The organism is Flavobacterium branchiicola, assembly GCF_018383905.1.
In the GTDB taxonomy this organism is placed as follows: Bacteria; Bacteroidota; Bacteroidia; order Flavobacteriales; family Flavobacteriaceae; genus Flavobacterium; species Flavobacterium branchiicola.
On sequence record NZ_JAGYWA010000002.1, the window covers coordinates 229,209 to 243,585 of the forward strand.

Below are 14,377 nucleotides of genomic sequence, written 5' to 3' on the forward strand. Positions count from 1 at the left end.
AAAGGCTATTTTGAATTAAGATTTTAAAAAATATTACATATTTACTGAATAATTTACGAAACCACTTCTTCTAAATTTTTGTCAAAAGTACGTTTTCCGAAAATTGCTTCTAAGTCATCTTTAAAGATTACTTCTTTTTCAATTAATATATCAGCAAGCTGATTTAATTTGTCTTTGTTTTCTTCAAGAATTTCAATAGCTCTTTGGTATTGACCTTCAATTAATTCTGAAATTTCTTTGTCAATAATTTTGGCAGTTTCGTCAGAATATGGTTTAGAGAAATTGTATTCACTTTGTCCACTTGAATCATAATAAGTAACATTTCCGATTTTATCATTCAAACCATAAATCGTTACCATTGCACGAGCCTGACGTGTTACTTTTTCTAAATCACTTAACGCACCGGTAGAAATTCTGTCAAAAGTTACCTTTTCAGCAGCTCTTCCGCCCATTGTTGCACACATTTCGTCTAACATTTGATCTGTTCTTACGATTTGTCTTTCTTCTGGTAAGTACCATGCAGCACCTAAACTTTGTCCACGAGGAACAATTGTTACTTTAATAAGTGGGGCAGCATGCTCTAGCATCCAGCTTACAGTTGCGTGACCAGCTTCGTGAATTGCGATTGCTCTTTTCTCGTCTGGAGTAATGATTTTGTTTTTCTTTTCAAGACCACCAATAATTCTGTCAACAGCATCAAGAAAATCTTGTTTGTCTACAGCTGGTTTATTGTTACGTGCCGCAATTAAAGCAGCTTCGTTACAAACGTTGGCAATATCTGCACCAGAGAATCCCGGAGTTTGTTTTGCTAAGAAGTCAAGATCAAGACCTTCAACTTTTTTGATAGGAGCTAAGTGAACAGCAAAAATCTCTGCTCTCTCACGAATGTCTGGTAAGTCAACAAAAATTTGTCTGTCAAAACGTCCTGCACGCATTAAAGCTTTGTCAAGAACGTCAGCTCTGTTGGTTGCAGCCAAAACAATTACGTTTGAGTTTGTACCAAAACCATCCATTTCTGTTAGTAATTGGTTCAAAGTGTTTTCTCTCTCGTCGTTTCCGCCAGACATATTGCTTTTTCCTCTTGCTCTACCCACAGCATCAATCTCATCAATGAAAATGATAGCAGGAGATTTTTCTTTTGCTTGTTTAAATAAGTCACGTACACGAGAAGCACCAACACCTACAAACATTTCAACAAAATCAGAACCTGATAAAGAGAAGAAAGGAACCTGAGCTTCACCGGCTACGGCTTTTGCAAGTAACGTTTTACCAGTTCCCGGAGGTCCTACAAGTAAAGCTCCTTTCGGAATTTTACCTCCAAGGTTAGTATATTTTTCAGGGTTTTTAAGGAATTCTACAATTTCTTGTATTTCTTCTTTAGCACCTTCTAAACCTGCAACATCTTTAAAAGTTGTTTTGATATCTGTTTTCTCATCAAAAAGTTTAGCTTTCGATTTTCCAATGTTAAAAATTTGTCCGCCACCGCCACCTGCGCCACCTGACATTTTACGCATAATGAAAATCCATACACCAATAATGATGATAATTGGAAGTAAACTGATTAAGATGTCGCTCCAATTGTTTTTTTGCAGGAAATTAAAATCTTTTAATTTTCCTTCACCAACTGCTTTTTCCAGTTTTGTCTGAAAAATTTGGTCGTTACCAATTTCTAAAGTATAGTGAGGACCTTTGTTTGGTCTTTCAAAAATATCTTTTGCAACTTTTTTGTTTGCTGCATCTTTAAGAGCAGCAGCAGTCAAGTAAACTTCAGCTTCAGCTTTATTATAAACGATTACTTTTTCAATTTGTCCTTTTTCTAATAAAGTATTGAACTTAGAAGAAGTTAATTGAGCAGGTTCGCTTAAGTTAGATCCTCCGGTTGCAAAACTTATAAATAAAAAAACTAAAAGTATTGCGGTATATATTAACCAAGGACTTATTTTAAATTTACTCGGATTTGGATTATTATCTTTAGCCATTAGAAAAAATTTTCTTTAGTATTTGTTTTCGATTGTAGTTATTTTGGCATCACCCCAAAGGCTCTCGATATTATAGTATTCACGAATGTGTTTCTGGAAAACATGTACCACAATATGCACATAGTCCATTAGAACCCATTCTGCATTATCGGTTCCTTCTACGTGCCAAGGCTTATCTTTTAAGTCTTTAGATACTGTTTTTTGAATTGAGTTTACAATGGCGTTAACTTGGGTGTTAGAGCTTCCGTTGCAAATGACAAAATAGTCACAAACTGCCGTGTCTATTTCTCTTAAGTCAAGAATATCGATATCATTTCCTTTTACTTCTTCAATCCCTTTGATTATGTTCGCCAATAGAACATCATTATTAATAGTCTTTTTCGCCATGAATTATTTTTATGAATTTGTAAAGTTACCAAATTTTGTGATTATTTTTGAACCTTAACAAAATATTAAATTAAGTTAATTTAAATTACCTGAATGAAACTAATCAAACTCGATGCCATAGATTCTACAAATGACTTCTTAAAGGCATTGTCAAGCAAGGATGAACTTGATAATTTTACTGTGGTAACTGCTGAAAATCAGACAAAAGGAAAAGGGCAAATGGGAGCCAAATGGCAGACTGAGGCTGGTAAAAACTTAATTATGAGTGCCTTGGTAAAGGATTTTATAATTAGCAATGAACAGGTTTTTAATTTAAGTCTTATTGTTTCATTATCAGTAATTGAAGTTTTAAAAACATTAAATATTCCTGATTTAAGTATAAAATGGCCTAACGACATTATGTCATACAATAAAAAGATTGGTGGCATATTGATAGAAAATACCCTCAAAAGCGATGGCAGGATCGTGTCAGTTGTCGGAATTGGACTGAATGTCAATCAGACTAATTTTACCGAATTGCCAAATGCTTCTTCATTGGCAGTCATTGCCGGAAAGACATTTGATAAGGAAGCTATCGTGGTTTTAATTGTTAAAAAAATAAAAGAGAAAATCGAATTTTGGGAAAACAGTAAGACCAATTTTTGGAATGATTATTTCAATTCTCTATTCCGAAAAGGAGTTCCAATGCCGTTTAAAAATCCCGAAGACAAAAAGTTTATGGGAATCATTCAGGGCGTTTCTTCAGTAGGAAAATTGCAGGTTTTATTGGAAGATGATTCTGTTGCGGAATTTGATATAAAGGAGATTCAGATGCTTTATTAAAGGCTCAGAGGGGCAGAGGTTCAGAGGGTCAAAGGTTTTCTACTTTGAGGTAAAAGGCGTAAAAAAAGCAAAGTTTTTTTTACGCCTTTTATTTTTAATAAAACAGTGAAAACCCGTTCAATCCGTAAAATCCGTGTGCCAATTAAGCTTTCAATACCGCTTTAGGAGCAATTTTTCTATTCCAGTAAATAATGTAGAATGTTCCTAAAATAGAAGGCATTATCCAGGCAATTAAACTTCCGATTCCTAATCCGGCAACAATATAAGCTGTAATAGAAGCGATTAATGCACCCACCATTTTGCCGATATGTTTTGAAAGCCAGTTTCGATTGGTTTCAGAAAAGTTTTTGAAGAATACAAAATCCTTAAAAGTCATATAAAACCCAAATCCACCAAAGAAAAGGAATAATATTCCGTTTGCAATACTGTTTAACTGACAGTAAAGCCCCAGTAAAATCATTATAACAGAAAAGAACAACATACTTCCAGAAATTATTTTATCAAGTAAATCAGCTTTAGGTTTGTGTTTAAAGCTCAATGCTCTGTTTCCTGAAATCACAAGATAAATGGTAAACAAGCCAATTAGAAATAAAAATACATTCTGATGATTTGGCATCCAGGAAATAGGAAGCGAAATTAGCGAACTGGTCAACATCCCGATAGAGAATAGTTTTCCCATTCTTTTATGCAATTTACCGCCTTTTTTAACGATGATACTTCCAATTCCTGTAATTAACCCGATTCCTCCAAAAAAGGCGTGAATGTAAATTAAAATCTTAATAGCTGGTTCCATTTTGATATGTTTTAGTTTGATGATTCAAACTTCCGTCAAAATTTCAGCAATGAATAATTTTTGTTTCTGAAGTGTGTTTTTTTGCGTCTGAATTGTTTTTTTAAGATGCTAAGGTTCTGAGGCGCTAAGATGCTAAGGTTTTTTTCTTAGGTTCAAAGGTTCATAGTTACAAAGGGACAAAGGTTTTTTCTAACGAGAAAATCTGCTTAAATCAATAAAAATCTGCGTGACATAAATTTTAAGGTTCTAAGATGCTAAGGTTCTGAGGTGCTAAGGTTTTTTTCTTAGGTTCAAAGGTTCAGAGTTGCAAAGGGACAAAGGTTTTTTTTTAAAGGTTCAAAGGTTCATAGTTGCAAAGGGGCAAAGGTTTTAAAAGTAAAAATCTGCTTAAAAAAATCATTTTAAACCTTTTAATCTGTGGCAAAAAAAAGCCTAATCATTGAGATCAGGCTTTCCTTTATAATTCACAATTAATAATTTACCATTATTAAAGTTTGTTCATGTTGTTTGCAAGAGTTTCAATAAACTTTGTGATTGGACCTTTAATCATCATTCCCATCATCGCATTAAACTCACCATCGAATACTAATTGAACAGCACTTTCTGAATCAGAAATACTATCAATATTCGAAACTAAAGTAAACGGAAGTTTATCACTTGCAGCACCCAAAACAATTTTGTTTGGCGCTACTTTATCTTTCATTTTTAATTTGATTTCCGGCATACCTTTCAATCCAAAAATAAAAGCGTCTTCGCCAATCACTTCAAATTTAGCGATATTATCCGGCATTAATTTTTCAAAATTCTTTACATCGCTCAATTCAGTAAATAAATCCTGAGCCGATTTCTGAACAGTAACTTTTGGACTTTCTAAGTTCATATTTGTTATATTTTGTTTTTTTTTTTTACTTAATTCGTAAATAAGAATAAATTCCAATTTTTAAATCCCAAATTCCAAAAAAAAAGAGCGAAGGGATTTTTTAAGAAAATCTAAAATCTATCCCGATAGCTATCGGGGCTAAAATCTATTCCTGTCCCCAAGTCGATGGACTCTCGTTCCATTCAAGTAGGGTAGACTGTTGATCTTCGGTAATATATTGTTTCTGAACCGCTAAATCCAATAGATTTTCGTAGTTGCTTAGAGTATATAACTCGATATTAGCGTTTTTAAAGTTTTCTTCTGCAACATTAAAACCGTAAGTAAAAATCGCTGCCATACCTTTAATATTGGCACCTTCGTTGCGTAAAGCTTCAACAGCCATCAAACTGCTGTTTCCGGTACTAATTAAATCTTCAACCACAACAACATTTTGTCCTTTTTGCAAAAAACCTTCCACCTGATTTTGTCTTCCGTGCTTTTTAGCCTCCGGACGCACATATACAAACGGCAATCCAAGACTTTCGGCAACAAGAATACCAACACCAATCGCACCTGTAGCGACACCGGCGATTACATCAGGTTTCCCAAATTGTTTTTCAATATTCTTTGCAAACTCGTCGCGAACATAATTTCTGATGCTCGGAAATGAAAGAATTAACCTATTATCACAGTAAATAGGGGATTTCCAACCAGAAGCCCATGTAAAAGGATTTTCGGGATTCAATTTAATTGCATTTATTTGCAAAAGCAATTCGGCTGTTTTTTCGGCAGTATCTTTATTAAAAATCATAGTACAAATGTATAAAGTTTTTGTGAACGACAAACCACTTTTTTTGACAAATGAAATCTCACGCGAAACAGATTTTCAATTGTTCTTGTTAGAAAGTATTGATATCGAACAGCTTATAGTGAAAATTTTTCAAAATAAAATTCAAAAAGCTATTCTTTATCATCCTGACGAAAGTGAGATAATGAAAACCCTTAAAGCCAAAATTCCGGTACAAAAAGCCGGCGGAGGTTTTGTATACAATAAGAAAGGCGAAGTCTTATTTATTTTTAGAAACGGAAAATGGGACTTACCAAAAGGCGGGATCGAGAAAGGCGAGGACATTGAAGCCACAGCCATGCGCGAAGTCGAAGAAGAAACCGGTGTAAACCAGCTTCGTATTGTCAGTAAATTACAGAAAACCTACCATATCTTCAAACGCAACGGAAAATACAAGCTCAAAATCACGCATTGGTTCGAAATGCATTCCGATTTTGAGGGAACTCCGCAAGGACAAATCGAAGAAGGAATCGAAAAAGTAGCCTGGCTAAACCCAGAACAAATCAAAGAAGCCCTTACAAACTCGTACGAGAATATTAAATTATTGTTTGAAGAAGAAGTAAATCCGATATTAAAAAGTCCAAAAACAAAGTAATTTTAAAGTAAAATTTAAATTATTTCCACCAATTGGAATTTTGAATTTACCTCAACAGCTTTCAGAATTGGAATTTTATATTTAAAATTAAAAGATAGCAAATAGGCAACTAATTGGAATTTGGGATTTTAGATTTGGAATTTAAAAGTTTAACATTGTAATTTATAAGTTAATTCGTATTTTCGTAACTATGTTATTAACCACTAAATACATAGTTATATGTCATTTCAAGGATATTTAAAGACAATTAAAGAAAAAACCGGCAACGGTCCGGCTGAATTTCGAACTTTGGCAGAACAAAAAAGCTTTACACTAAACGGAGAATTAAAACCCGATGTAAAAGCCGGAGATATTGTAAACTGGCTAAAAACAGATTTTGACTTAGGTCAGGGACATTCAATGGCAATTTACGCACTCCTAAAAGGAATAAAAGACGAAAACAGCCAATAACGATTGTAAAAATCAGGGCGTGCCACCAATAAAAAAAAGACCCAATCAACTTTGCGTTCATTGGGTCTTTTTTTTATTGCTGTCGGGCTTTTGGCGCTACTTCGGTAGCCTGCCTCTATCCCTCACGCAGCTGTGCGAGAAATTAATTTGTTTCAGGATTCTTTTCTCTTGACGAAAAATTTAAGAATCACCATTTAATTTTATTAAAAGATTGTTTTCATTAAAAACAGCATTAATCACATTATCATTCTTTTCTGCTTTAATTTCATTTCCATTTACAGTTAATTCATAACCTTTTTGAGAAAGATAATTTGTAAAAGCATTTTTGTGGTTTACAATTTCAAACGTCGAAATCAATTCCGGAAAAACAGTTAAAATTCTTGACAATTCCTCGCTTTCAGATTTATCTATTATATCAGATTTGATTGTTACAACCATTGTTCCCTGACCATAATTTCCAAGATAATAACCACTTGCATTAAACATTTCAGTAGCAATCATTCCTATTAAATGTAGATCATTATTTACAGCATCAAATTGCCCAACAGACAATAAACTGATGTTGTGTTCTTCTCCATACTTTTTTAATAAAAGAGCTTGTTTCATAACAGATTCAGCATATCCGCCCGCTTTATTTTCCCAGATCCAAAGCCATGTTTCTGAAGAATGCGAAAATGAACCCAAAACCTGCATAGGAAACGTTAGATGATCTCCAAATGATATTTCTTCTTTATCCATATCAACATTCCAGGAAAGTCCGCCAGTTTCATTATAAAGATTTCGTTGCTTCTCTAAAGCTAATGCTCCAAATTTTTCTAAAAAATCATTTTCAGAATCAAAACTGATAGTTGGATTGTTTTGAGTATTTGTTGAAGAAGCTTTTTCTTCTTTCTTTTTGAAGATATTATCAAATATTCCCATTTCTTGATGACTTTATGATTGTTAATGAATATAATATTATTTCAAATATATAGTTTTTATGAGAAGTAAGAAAAATATTAATTGGCTATCAAGTGTTTTGATTGAATACGATTTTTCTATTCAACAATTTCGTGTCTCAAAAATCGTACTTTTGTTTATAAGTAGAAAGTAAAGTATATTTTTGATATAAATCATTTTGATTGTTTCGTACCAATGTAAATTTGTTTTTTACCTATTGTTTGTTATTACCCTTAATATTATCTTTGAATTATGAGCACAACATCAAAACCAAACCATATAGGGCGAAAAATCAGCCGAATTCGTGAACTTAGAGACATGAAACAGGAAGCCTTGGCACAAGCTTTAGGAACCAGCCAACAAACAATATCTGCTATGGAAAATAGTGAAGAAATTGATGATGAAAGACTGGCTGCTATTGCAAAAGCTTTAGGAGTAAGTGTTGAAGCCCTGAAAAACTTTTCAGACGAAGCTGCAATTAATTATTTTAATAGTTTCACAGATAATAGTGCAGGAACATTTAATAATCATTGCACTTTCAATCCATTAGATAAGCTAATTGAGTCTTATGAAGAAAATAAACAACTTTACGAACGTTTGCTTCAATCAGAAAAAGAGAAAGTTGAGTTTCTGGAAAAAATATTAAAGGATAAGTAGTTTATTCTTTTTCACAATCAAAAAGCCTAACAAACGGTAACGTTTATTAGGCTTTTTTTAATGTCAGAAAAATATTCCGTAGGAATATCTGCCCGGTAGCCCAAAATTTGAATTGCGGTTTTACGTTCTGTAGGAACGTTTGATTAATAATCAAGATATTTATTTCCGTAAAAAAAACAGGTGTCCCTACAGGACACAATCTGCAACCTTTCTATTTTTTTTCTACCGAGCAGATATTCCTACGGAATATGAAATACTGTTATTAATACTTTGCTGGTGCGTAGGTTTTCTCTGCGGTAACGGGGATTTATTGAATATTTTGTCATTTCGACGTAAGGAGAAATCACACTAGAAATTCCGCACAGAATATCGCCAATCTTTGTCGAGTTACGGGTGCGATTTCTCCTTTCAGTCGAAATGACAGACTTTGTGCTAAAACCTTTGAGGAAACCTTTGTCAAAGTTTCAAACTTTGACAAAGGTCTACACGTAAAGCTTTGCGAACTTTATAGCAAACTAAACACAATCCCAAGAAAAAAAACTTTGTATACTTTGCGTTAAAAAAAAAACGATAGCGCGGATTTACAATCCGTGCCCGCAAAGTAAAGCAATCATTATTTACATAACTGCTTTCATTGGAGATTGCAAATATACTTTATTGAGATTTCAAATGTTTTATATAATTATCAAGCAAACCCTGAATTTGCTGACTTGCAACAGGATTTGCAGAATGTACATTGAATTTTAAATTCTGTAAATCTAATCCAGAATCATAAACTAGCCATTTTGCACATGCGTAACCATCTTCGGCAATTATATCATTTTCATCAAGTCCTAAATCATTATCAAAGCTAATTAATTCCGGCAGTCCATTTTCGAGAATTACTTTCTTAAAATCATGGAAATTTCTAACTACTACAAAATCATCATTTGTTAGTTTTTTGTAAACCATATTTACATCTCTAATATCATCGAGAAAGAGTTTGTATGTCATTTGTTTTAGATTATAAAAAATTTATGGGTATTTTGTCATTTTCTGACACACTTTGTGCTAAAACCTTTGAAGAAACCTTTGTCAAAGTTTCAAACTTTGACAAAGTTCTACACATAAAGCTTTGCGTTCTTATCGCAAACCAAACACAATCCCAAGAAAAAAATCTTAGCGAACTTTGCGTTAAAAAAAAAACTATAGCAAACGATAAACAGGATACTGCATATGTGCCTTTTCATAATAAACCGAATGTTTGTAAATCCAGTCCAATTGTGCTTCAGCATTTTTCGCAAATTCGCGGTCGTTTTGTTTTTTAGATTCTAATTCAGCTTTAAGCGCAGGATTATCTTTTAAAAGCTGTGCTGCAGTATCTTCAAAAATATATTCTGAGTAATGTTCTTTTTGCTGTAAAATCGGATCGAAGAAATTCCAGTTAAAAAACGAATCAACGCCTTCGGGTTCAAAAGCTTCAAGTAGATATTTCACGCCTTTTTGATTTGTTTGAACCATGTAATCACCTTTTGCGAAAGCCATTTTAACCATTTTAGAAGTTACGGTTGTATTTCGGTGCGGGTAATGACCTTCGTAGGCAGACGTAACCGTTTTAAAATCGGCAATTCGGTAGCTTTCAACTTCTATAATCGTGTCGTTTTTAAGCGCAGAATAACTTATGTTATTGTTCTTTAAAAGATCTATAATATTCCAATATCCGCCCGGAATGATATAAGCAGACGGAATAACAACTTCTTTCTGCGATTTGAATTCTTTAATATACGGAACATCTTTTTTGTACGGTTTACTTCGGTCGTAATACAAGCGATCGCCTGTTGTAGCTTCGCTTTTCTTGTAACCCGCTTCGTAACCCAGAAAAGAAAATTTGGTCGTTTTAGTGCTGTCCATTTCCCATTTTAAGGTATACGATTTTTTAGGCTGATATTGCTCTAAATTCTTTACGCGGAGTTCTTTGATTTTTTGGTAATTAGCATTAGTAAAATCCAAAGTAGTTTTCATGTATTCGTAAGTCATTTTTACGCGTTCGGCATATTTTTTCAGCATGTGTGTTTCGACCACAAAACCAATCGTATTAAACAACGAAGTATAACCCGTAGTATATCGCGGACTATCTACAAACTGACCAAAACCTTTGTCCGGCGTATCTTTAAACGAATCGACATAAGGTGTCATTTCTATTTTCTTTTGCTGTAAATCTTTCACCAAAGCCGGCATCATTTCGTTATTCATAAAATCGCCTAAAACCTTTCCTAGTTTGTTGTGTTGCGTCATGATATACGTTAGTTTGTATTGATAATCAGAACCATTACTTACGTGATTGTCAATAAAGACATCAGCATTTATTTTCTGGAAAATTTCTACAAAACTTTTCGTATTTCTGGTATCGGATTTCATTAAATCACGATTCAGATCGTAGTTTCTTGCATTTCCTCTAAACCCGTAAACTTCCGGTCCGTCCTGATTGGCGCGTGTTGTCGAATTTCGGTTCAAAGCTCCGCCAATATTATAAACCGGAATACAAACCAAAACGGTGTTTTTTGGTGCTTTCAGTTTTCCAGTAGCTAAATCTCTGTAAAATTGCATTGTTGCATCAATTCCGTCCGGTTCTCCGGCATGGATTCCGTTATTTACAAAAAGAACCGCTTTGGTTTTCTGGATTTTATCAAAATCAAATTCCTTATCAGGATTAAACGTAATCATGTGCAAAGGTTCACCGGAATCTGTTAATCCCATTTCTTTCATCTGAATCGTTGGGAAATCTGCAGTCAACATTTTAAAATAAGCAATCGTTTCGGCATACGAAGCGGATTGATTTCCGTTTCCTTTCTCAAAAAACGTATCGTATTTTTTATTGTTCTGCGCAAAAAGCGTGATGGTGAATAGTGAAATGAAAAGGGTAAAAAGTTTCATGGTTTGGGTTTTAATAGGAATCAAATATAGGTTTTTTGTTTCAGGTTTAAAGTTTCAGCTTGATGTACTTTGTGGTTATTTATTCTCTCGCCGATTTAGCAGATTTTTTGGATTTTTATTTTAATGATTTGAAATTAATCTGCTCAATCTGCTCAATCTGCCAAATTTGCGAGAGACTAAATTTTTACTGTTAAACAACTTGAAACAAAGAAAACCTGAAACTTGAAACCTTTTAAGTACTTTTGCAGCATGAAAAAACACCATTCCAACAATATACTTTCGAATTTAGGTATAGAAAGCCTAAACGAAATGCAGGAAATGGCGCAGGACGCTATTTTAAACGAAAACAATACTTTATTGCTTTCTCCAACAGGATCAGGAAAAACACTGGCTTTTTTGCTGCCAGTTTTAGAATTATTGCAACCAGAAATCTTATCGGTGCAATGTTTGATTTTGGTTCCGTCACGCGAACTTGGATTGCAAATCGAGCAGGTTTGGAAAAAAATGGGAACGCAGTACAAAGTAAATATCTGCTACGGTGGACATTCAATAGATACTGAAATCAAGAATTTAAGCAATCCGCCAGCGGTTTTAATTGGAACACCTGGGAGAATTGCGGATCATATTGACAGAGAAACTTTTAGGACAGATAAAATCCAGACGTTAATTCTGGACGAGTTTGATAAATCTTTGCAATTAGGGTTTCACGAGCAAATGTCTTTTATTATTGCCAGATTGCCAAAGGTGAATAAAAGAGTGTTGGTTTCGGCAACTTCAGATATTGAGATTCCAAAATACACACGCGTTGTAAATCCGACGGTTTTAGATTTTATTCCGGAAGAGGAGGAGAAAGCTAATCTTTCGATGAAAATGGTGGTTTCGCCTGCGAAAGATAAATTAGAAAGTCTGTTTAATTTGATTTGTTCTTTAAAATCAGAATCGGCTATTATATTTTGTAATCACAGAGATGCCGCAGAACGTATTAGCGATACTTTAAACGAAAAAGGAATTTATTCGGTTTACTATCACGGCGGAATGGATCAGGATGAGCGTGAGCGTGCCTTGATTCAGTTTAGAAACGGAAGTATCAGTTATCTGGTTACTACCGATTTGGCGGCAAGAGGTTTGGATATTCCCGAAATGAAACACGTTATTCATTATCATTTGCCTTTAAAAGAGGACGAATTCACACATAGAAACGGGCGTACAGCTCGTATGCAGTCAACAGGAACGGCTTATGTGATTATTCACGAAAGCGAGAAAAAGCTGGATTATATTGATTATGAAATGTCAGTTTTGAATGTTGATGGAAATGTTTCTTTGCCAAAACCTCCTCATTTTCAAACAATCTACATCAGTGGTGGAAAGAAAACAAAACTGAATAAATTTGATATTGTTGGTTTCTTTTCTCAAAAGGGAAAGCTGGAGAAAGACGATTTAGGATTGATTGAAGTAAAAGATTTCGTTTCGTTTGCTGCAGTAAAATTTAATAAGGTAAAAGATTTACTTACGGCAGTAAAGGATGAAAAAATGAAGGGCAAAAAGTTTAAGATTGAAGTTGCCCGAAATGTGGTAAAAAAAGAAGAGGAGAAAAACAAAAAGTACTAGTTTGAGGAAAATTTGACAAACTGAGTAATTGTTGGTCTATTTGTTTGTTTATCAGGTTTTTGTGGAAATGGAATTTAGTTTTACAATTTTGTGTTAAAAAAATAACGATTTGATAGGTGTTTTTTCATAAATTCTGTGTTTTTTTGTGGCAGTAAAAATGTAAACCCCAAATCCATTATGAAAAAGTTTATTACCATTGCCGTTTTGTTGTTTAGTTTTGTTTCTTTTGCGCAAATCAAAGTTTTAGAAACAGTTCCTGTTGAGAAATTAGGAAAAGTAAACAATAATTACATTCAAAAAATTGGAGACGAATATACTGTATACTATACTAGTATTCAAAATGATGACGATTCTTCACCTTTGAGAAAATTTTCATTTAAGAATATCAACAATGATTATGCGAGTCTTTACAGCATTATCATGAATGGTTTCGGTGCGAGCCCTTTGTATGACATCAAATTGGAATTACCTAACAATTACATTTGGTTGCATTACACAGGAAGCGTTGTTCCGGACAAAGCTACAGTACAATTTATGGTTTCAAGCAAAGAAGCTGCTTCTGCAACAAGTAGTGTATCTGAGCCTTTTGTAAAAGATCAAATCAACAAATTATTTCAAAAGTAATTTTTTTTAAGGTTCAAAGCCTCATAGAAACAAAGGGACAAAGTTTTTTGCCTTTGTTTATCATAACAAAAAAGCTGTTCGATTAGAACAGCTTTTTTTATGTTTCAGGTTTGAATGCTGTTGATTTAACCGCAAAGCACGCTAAGTTTTTTTATGAAGGCTTTAAAAGTACAAAGTTCGCAAAGCTTTGTTTTTAAACTTTGCGAACTTTGTATATTTTTTTTTCATTTAAGGTTATTAAAAAGTTAAAGGAAAAAACTTAGAATCTCAGTAACTTAGCACCTTAGCACCTTTAAAAAAAAAACCTATATTTTCTTCACGTATTGTGTAATAATCACAATTTGTTGTCCGTCTACTTTTCCTTCAATGTATTCGGCATTTTCGTGATCTAAGCGAATGTTTCTTACGGCAGTTCCTTGTTTTGCAACCATGCTTGATCCTTTTACTTTAAGATCTTTGATAAGAACTACAGAATCTCCGTGTTGTAAAATTACACCGTTGCTGTCACGGTGAACCAATTTGTTTTCGTCGTCTTCACCTTCGCCGGTTGCTTGAGCCCATGCCAGAGTGTCTTCGTCAAGATACATCATGTCTAACAATTCCTGTGGCCATCCTGCAGCGCGCATACGGCTTAACATTCTCCATGCTACAACCTGTACGGCAACGTTCTCATTCCACATGCTGTCGTTTAGGCATCTCCAGTGATTTAAATCGACATTATCAGGGTTTTCAATTTGGTCAATACAAGTATTACAAGCTAATATACTTTCGTCAAGTCCGCCTTTTTGAGTTGGCAGTACTTGATATACTTTTAAGTTCTCTTCAGCGCCACAAAGTTCACATTTTGATCCGCTACGTTTGTTTAATTCTCTCTCGATGCTCATTATTTCTTGTTTATTTTAAA

15 protein-coding genes are annotated in these 14,377 nt (G+C 33.9%); 6 read left to right on the forward strand and 9 right to left on the reverse strand.

The genetic code is table 11. The features are described from left to right. Window positions 1-53: 53 nt before the first annotated feature. Window positions 54-1,979 carry an ATP-dependent zinc metalloprotease FtsH gene (ftsH, locus tag KHA98_RS04560; RefSeq protein WP_213255761.1) on the reverse strand — a complete coding sequence of 642 codons (1,926 nt, stop codon included), beginning with the start codon at window positions 1,977-1,979 and terminating at the stop codon, window positions 54-56. Between the two features lie 15 nt (window positions 1,980-1,994). Further along, complete coding sequence (rsfS, locus tag KHA98_RS04565; RefSeq protein ID WP_007809313.1) at window positions 1,995-2,366, reverse strand: ribosome silencing factor; 372 nt, start codon at window positions 2,364-2,366, stop codon at window positions 1,995-1,997. Between the two features lie 93 nt (window positions 2,367-2,459). On the opposite strand from rsfS, the gene KHA98_RS04570 reads away from it, so the two are divergent. Then, window positions 2,460-3,188 carry a biotin--[acetyl-CoA-carboxylase] ligase gene (locus KHA98_RS04570; protein WP_213255763.1) on the forward strand — a complete coding sequence of 243 codons (729 nt, stop codon included), beginning with the start codon at window positions 2,460-2,462 and terminating at the stop codon, window positions 3,186-3,188. A 142-nt stretch (window positions 3,189-3,330) separates the two neighbouring features. Here KHA98_RS04570 and KHA98_RS04575 read toward each other — a convergent pair whose 3' ends face one another. From KHA98_RS04575 to pyrE, 3 genes are all read right to left on the reverse strand, one after another. Further along, the gene (locus KHA98_RS04575) at window positions 3,331-3,981 is read right to left on the reverse strand and encodes a hypothetical protein (protein WP_213255765.1); all 651 of its coding nucleotides are present in this window, start codon (window positions 3,979-3,981) and stop codon (window positions 3,331-3,333) included. A 487-nt stretch (window positions 3,982-4,468) separates the two neighbouring features. After that, window positions 4,469-4,861: an SRPBCC family protein gene (locus KHA98_RS04580; protein ID WP_213255767.1), complete on the reverse strand. Its 393-nt coding sequence runs from the start codon at window positions 4,859-4,861 to the stop codon at window positions 4,469-4,471. A gap of 145 nt (window positions 4,862-5,006) precedes the next feature. Further along, a complete protein-coding gene (gene pyrE, locus KHA98_RS04585; RefSeq protein ID WP_213255769.1) occupies window positions 5,007-5,651 on the reverse strand; it encodes an orotate phosphoribosyltransferase in 645 nt (214 codons plus the stop codon). A gap of 7 nt (window positions 5,652-5,658) precedes the next feature. Here pyrE and KHA98_RS04590 point away from each other — a divergent pair, with 7 nt between their 5' ends. Both KHA98_RS04590 and KHA98_RS04595 read left to right on the forward strand, forming a co-directional pair. Continuing rightward, entirely contained in the window at window positions 5,659-6,282 is a 624-nt protein-coding gene (locus tag KHA98_RS04590; RefSeq protein WP_213255771.1) for an NUDIX hydrolase, read from the forward strand. Window positions 6,283-6,501: 219 nt separating this feature from the next. Then, the gene (locus KHA98_RS04595; protein ID WP_213255773.1) at window positions 6,502-6,732 is read left to right on the forward strand and encodes a DUF4287 domain-containing protein; all 231 of its coding nucleotides are present in this window, start codon (window positions 6,502-6,504) and stop codon (window positions 6,730-6,732) included. A 180-nt stretch (window positions 6,733-6,912) separates the two neighbouring features. Here the strand turns inward: KHA98_RS04595 and KHA98_RS04600 are convergent, their stop codons facing one another. Next, entirely contained in the window at window positions 6,913-7,653 is a 741-nt protein-coding gene (locus KHA98_RS04600; RefSeq protein WP_213255775.1) for a DUF6882 domain-containing protein, read from the reverse strand. A 270-nt stretch (window positions 7,654-7,923) separates the two neighbouring features. On the opposite strand from KHA98_RS04600, the gene KHA98_RS04605 reads away from it, so the two are divergent. Then, the gene (locus KHA98_RS04605; RefSeq protein WP_213255777.1) at window positions 7,924-8,328 is read left to right on the forward strand and encodes a helix-turn-helix domain-containing protein; all 405 of its coding nucleotides are present in this window, start codon (window positions 7,924-7,926) and stop codon (window positions 8,326-8,328) included. Window positions 8,329-8,982: 654 nt separating this feature from the next. Here KHA98_RS04605 and KHA98_RS04610 read toward each other — a convergent pair. Further along, on the reverse strand, window positions 8,983-9,321 hold the full coding sequence (locus tag KHA98_RS04610; protein WP_213255779.1) for a cyclic-phosphate processing receiver domain-containing protein: 339 nt from the start codon (window positions 9,319-9,321) through the stop codon (window positions 8,983-8,985). A gap of 192 nt (window positions 9,322-9,513) precedes the next feature. Beyond that, entirely contained in the window at window positions 9,514-11,241 is a 1,728-nt protein-coding gene (locus KHA98_RS04615; protein WP_213255781.1) for a M14 family metallopeptidase, read from the reverse strand. Window positions 11,242-11,490: 249 nt separating this feature from the next. Between KHA98_RS04615 and KHA98_RS04620 the strand changes: the two genes are divergently transcribed. Both KHA98_RS04620 and KHA98_RS04625 read left to right on the forward strand, forming a co-directional pair. Beyond that, window positions 11,491-12,849 (forward strand): DEAD/DEAH box helicase, encoded by a 1,359-nt coding sequence (locus KHA98_RS04620; protein ID WP_213255783.1) that lies wholly within the window; start codon window positions 11,491-11,493, stop codon window positions 12,847-12,849. Window positions 12,850-13,026: 177 nt separating this feature from the next. Then, window positions 13,027-13,473: a hypothetical protein gene (locus tag KHA98_RS04625; RefSeq protein WP_213255785.1), complete on the forward strand. Its 447-nt coding sequence runs from the start codon at window positions 13,027-13,029 to the stop codon at window positions 13,471-13,473. Window positions 13,474-13,778: 305 nt separating this feature from the next. On the opposite strand, the gene KHA98_RS04630 is transcribed toward KHA98_RS04625, so the two are convergent. After that, entirely contained in the window at window positions 13,779-14,357 is a 579-nt protein-coding gene (locus KHA98_RS04630; protein WP_213255787.1) for a PhnA domain-containing protein, read from the reverse strand. Window positions 14,358-14,377 lie beyond the last annotated feature (20 nt).

Coding starts and splice junctions, on each gene's coding strand:
- rsfS (WP_007809313.1), bottom strand. CDS start 2,366: ATGGCGAAAAAGACTATTAATAATGATGTTCTATTGGCGAACATAATC.
- KHA98_RS04620 (WP_213255783.1), top strand. CDS start 11,491: ATGAAAAAACACCATTCCAACAATATACTTTCGAATTTAGGTATAGAA.
- KHA98_RS04590 (WP_213255771.1), top strand. CDS start 5,659: ATGTATAAAGTTTTTGTGAACGACAAACCACTTTTTTTGACAAATGAA.
- KHA98_RS04570 (WP_213255763.1), top strand. CDS start 2,460: ATGAAACTAATCAAACTCGATGCCATAGATTCTACAAATGACTTCTTA.
- KHA98_RS04575 (WP_213255765.1), bottom strand. CDS start 3,981: ATGGAACCAGCTATTAAGATTTTAATTTACATTCACGCCTTTTTTGGA.
- KHA98_RS04610 (WP_213255779.1), bottom strand. CDS start 9,321: ATGACATACAAACTCTTTCTCGATGATATTAGAGATGTAAATATGGTT.
- KHA98_RS04615 (WP_213255781.1), bottom strand. CDS start 11,241: ATGAAACTTTTTACCCTTTTCATTTCACTATTCACCATCACGCTTTTT.
- KHA98_RS04630 (WP_213255787.1), bottom strand. CDS start 14,357: ATGAGCATCGAGAGAGAATTAAACAAACGTAGCGGATCAAAATGTGAA.
- KHA98_RS04595 (WP_213255773.1), top strand. CDS start 6,502: ATGTCATTTCAAGGATATTTAAAGACAATTAAAGAAAAAACCGGCAAC.
- KHA98_RS04580 (WP_213255767.1), bottom strand. CDS start 4,861: ATGAACTTAGAAAGTCCAAAAGTTACTGTTCAGAAATCGGCTCAGGAT.
- pyrE (WP_213255769.1), bottom strand. CDS start 5,651: ATGATTTTTAATAAAGATACTGCCGAAAAAACAGCCGAATTGCTTTTG.
- KHA98_RS04625 (WP_213255785.1), top strand. CDS start 13,027: ATGAAAAAGTTTATTACCATTGCCGTTTTGTTGTTTAGTTTTGTTTCT.
- KHA98_RS04605 (WP_213255777.1), top strand. CDS start 7,924: ATGAGCACAACATCAAAACCAAACCATATAGGGCGAAAAATCAGCCGA.
- ftsH (WP_213255761.1), bottom strand. CDS start 1,979: ATGGCTAAAGATAATAATCCAAATCCGAGTAAATTTAAAATAAGTCCT.
- KHA98_RS04600 (WP_213255775.1), bottom strand. CDS start 7,653: ATGGGAATATTTGATAATATCTTCAAAAAGAAAGAAGAAAAAGCTTCT.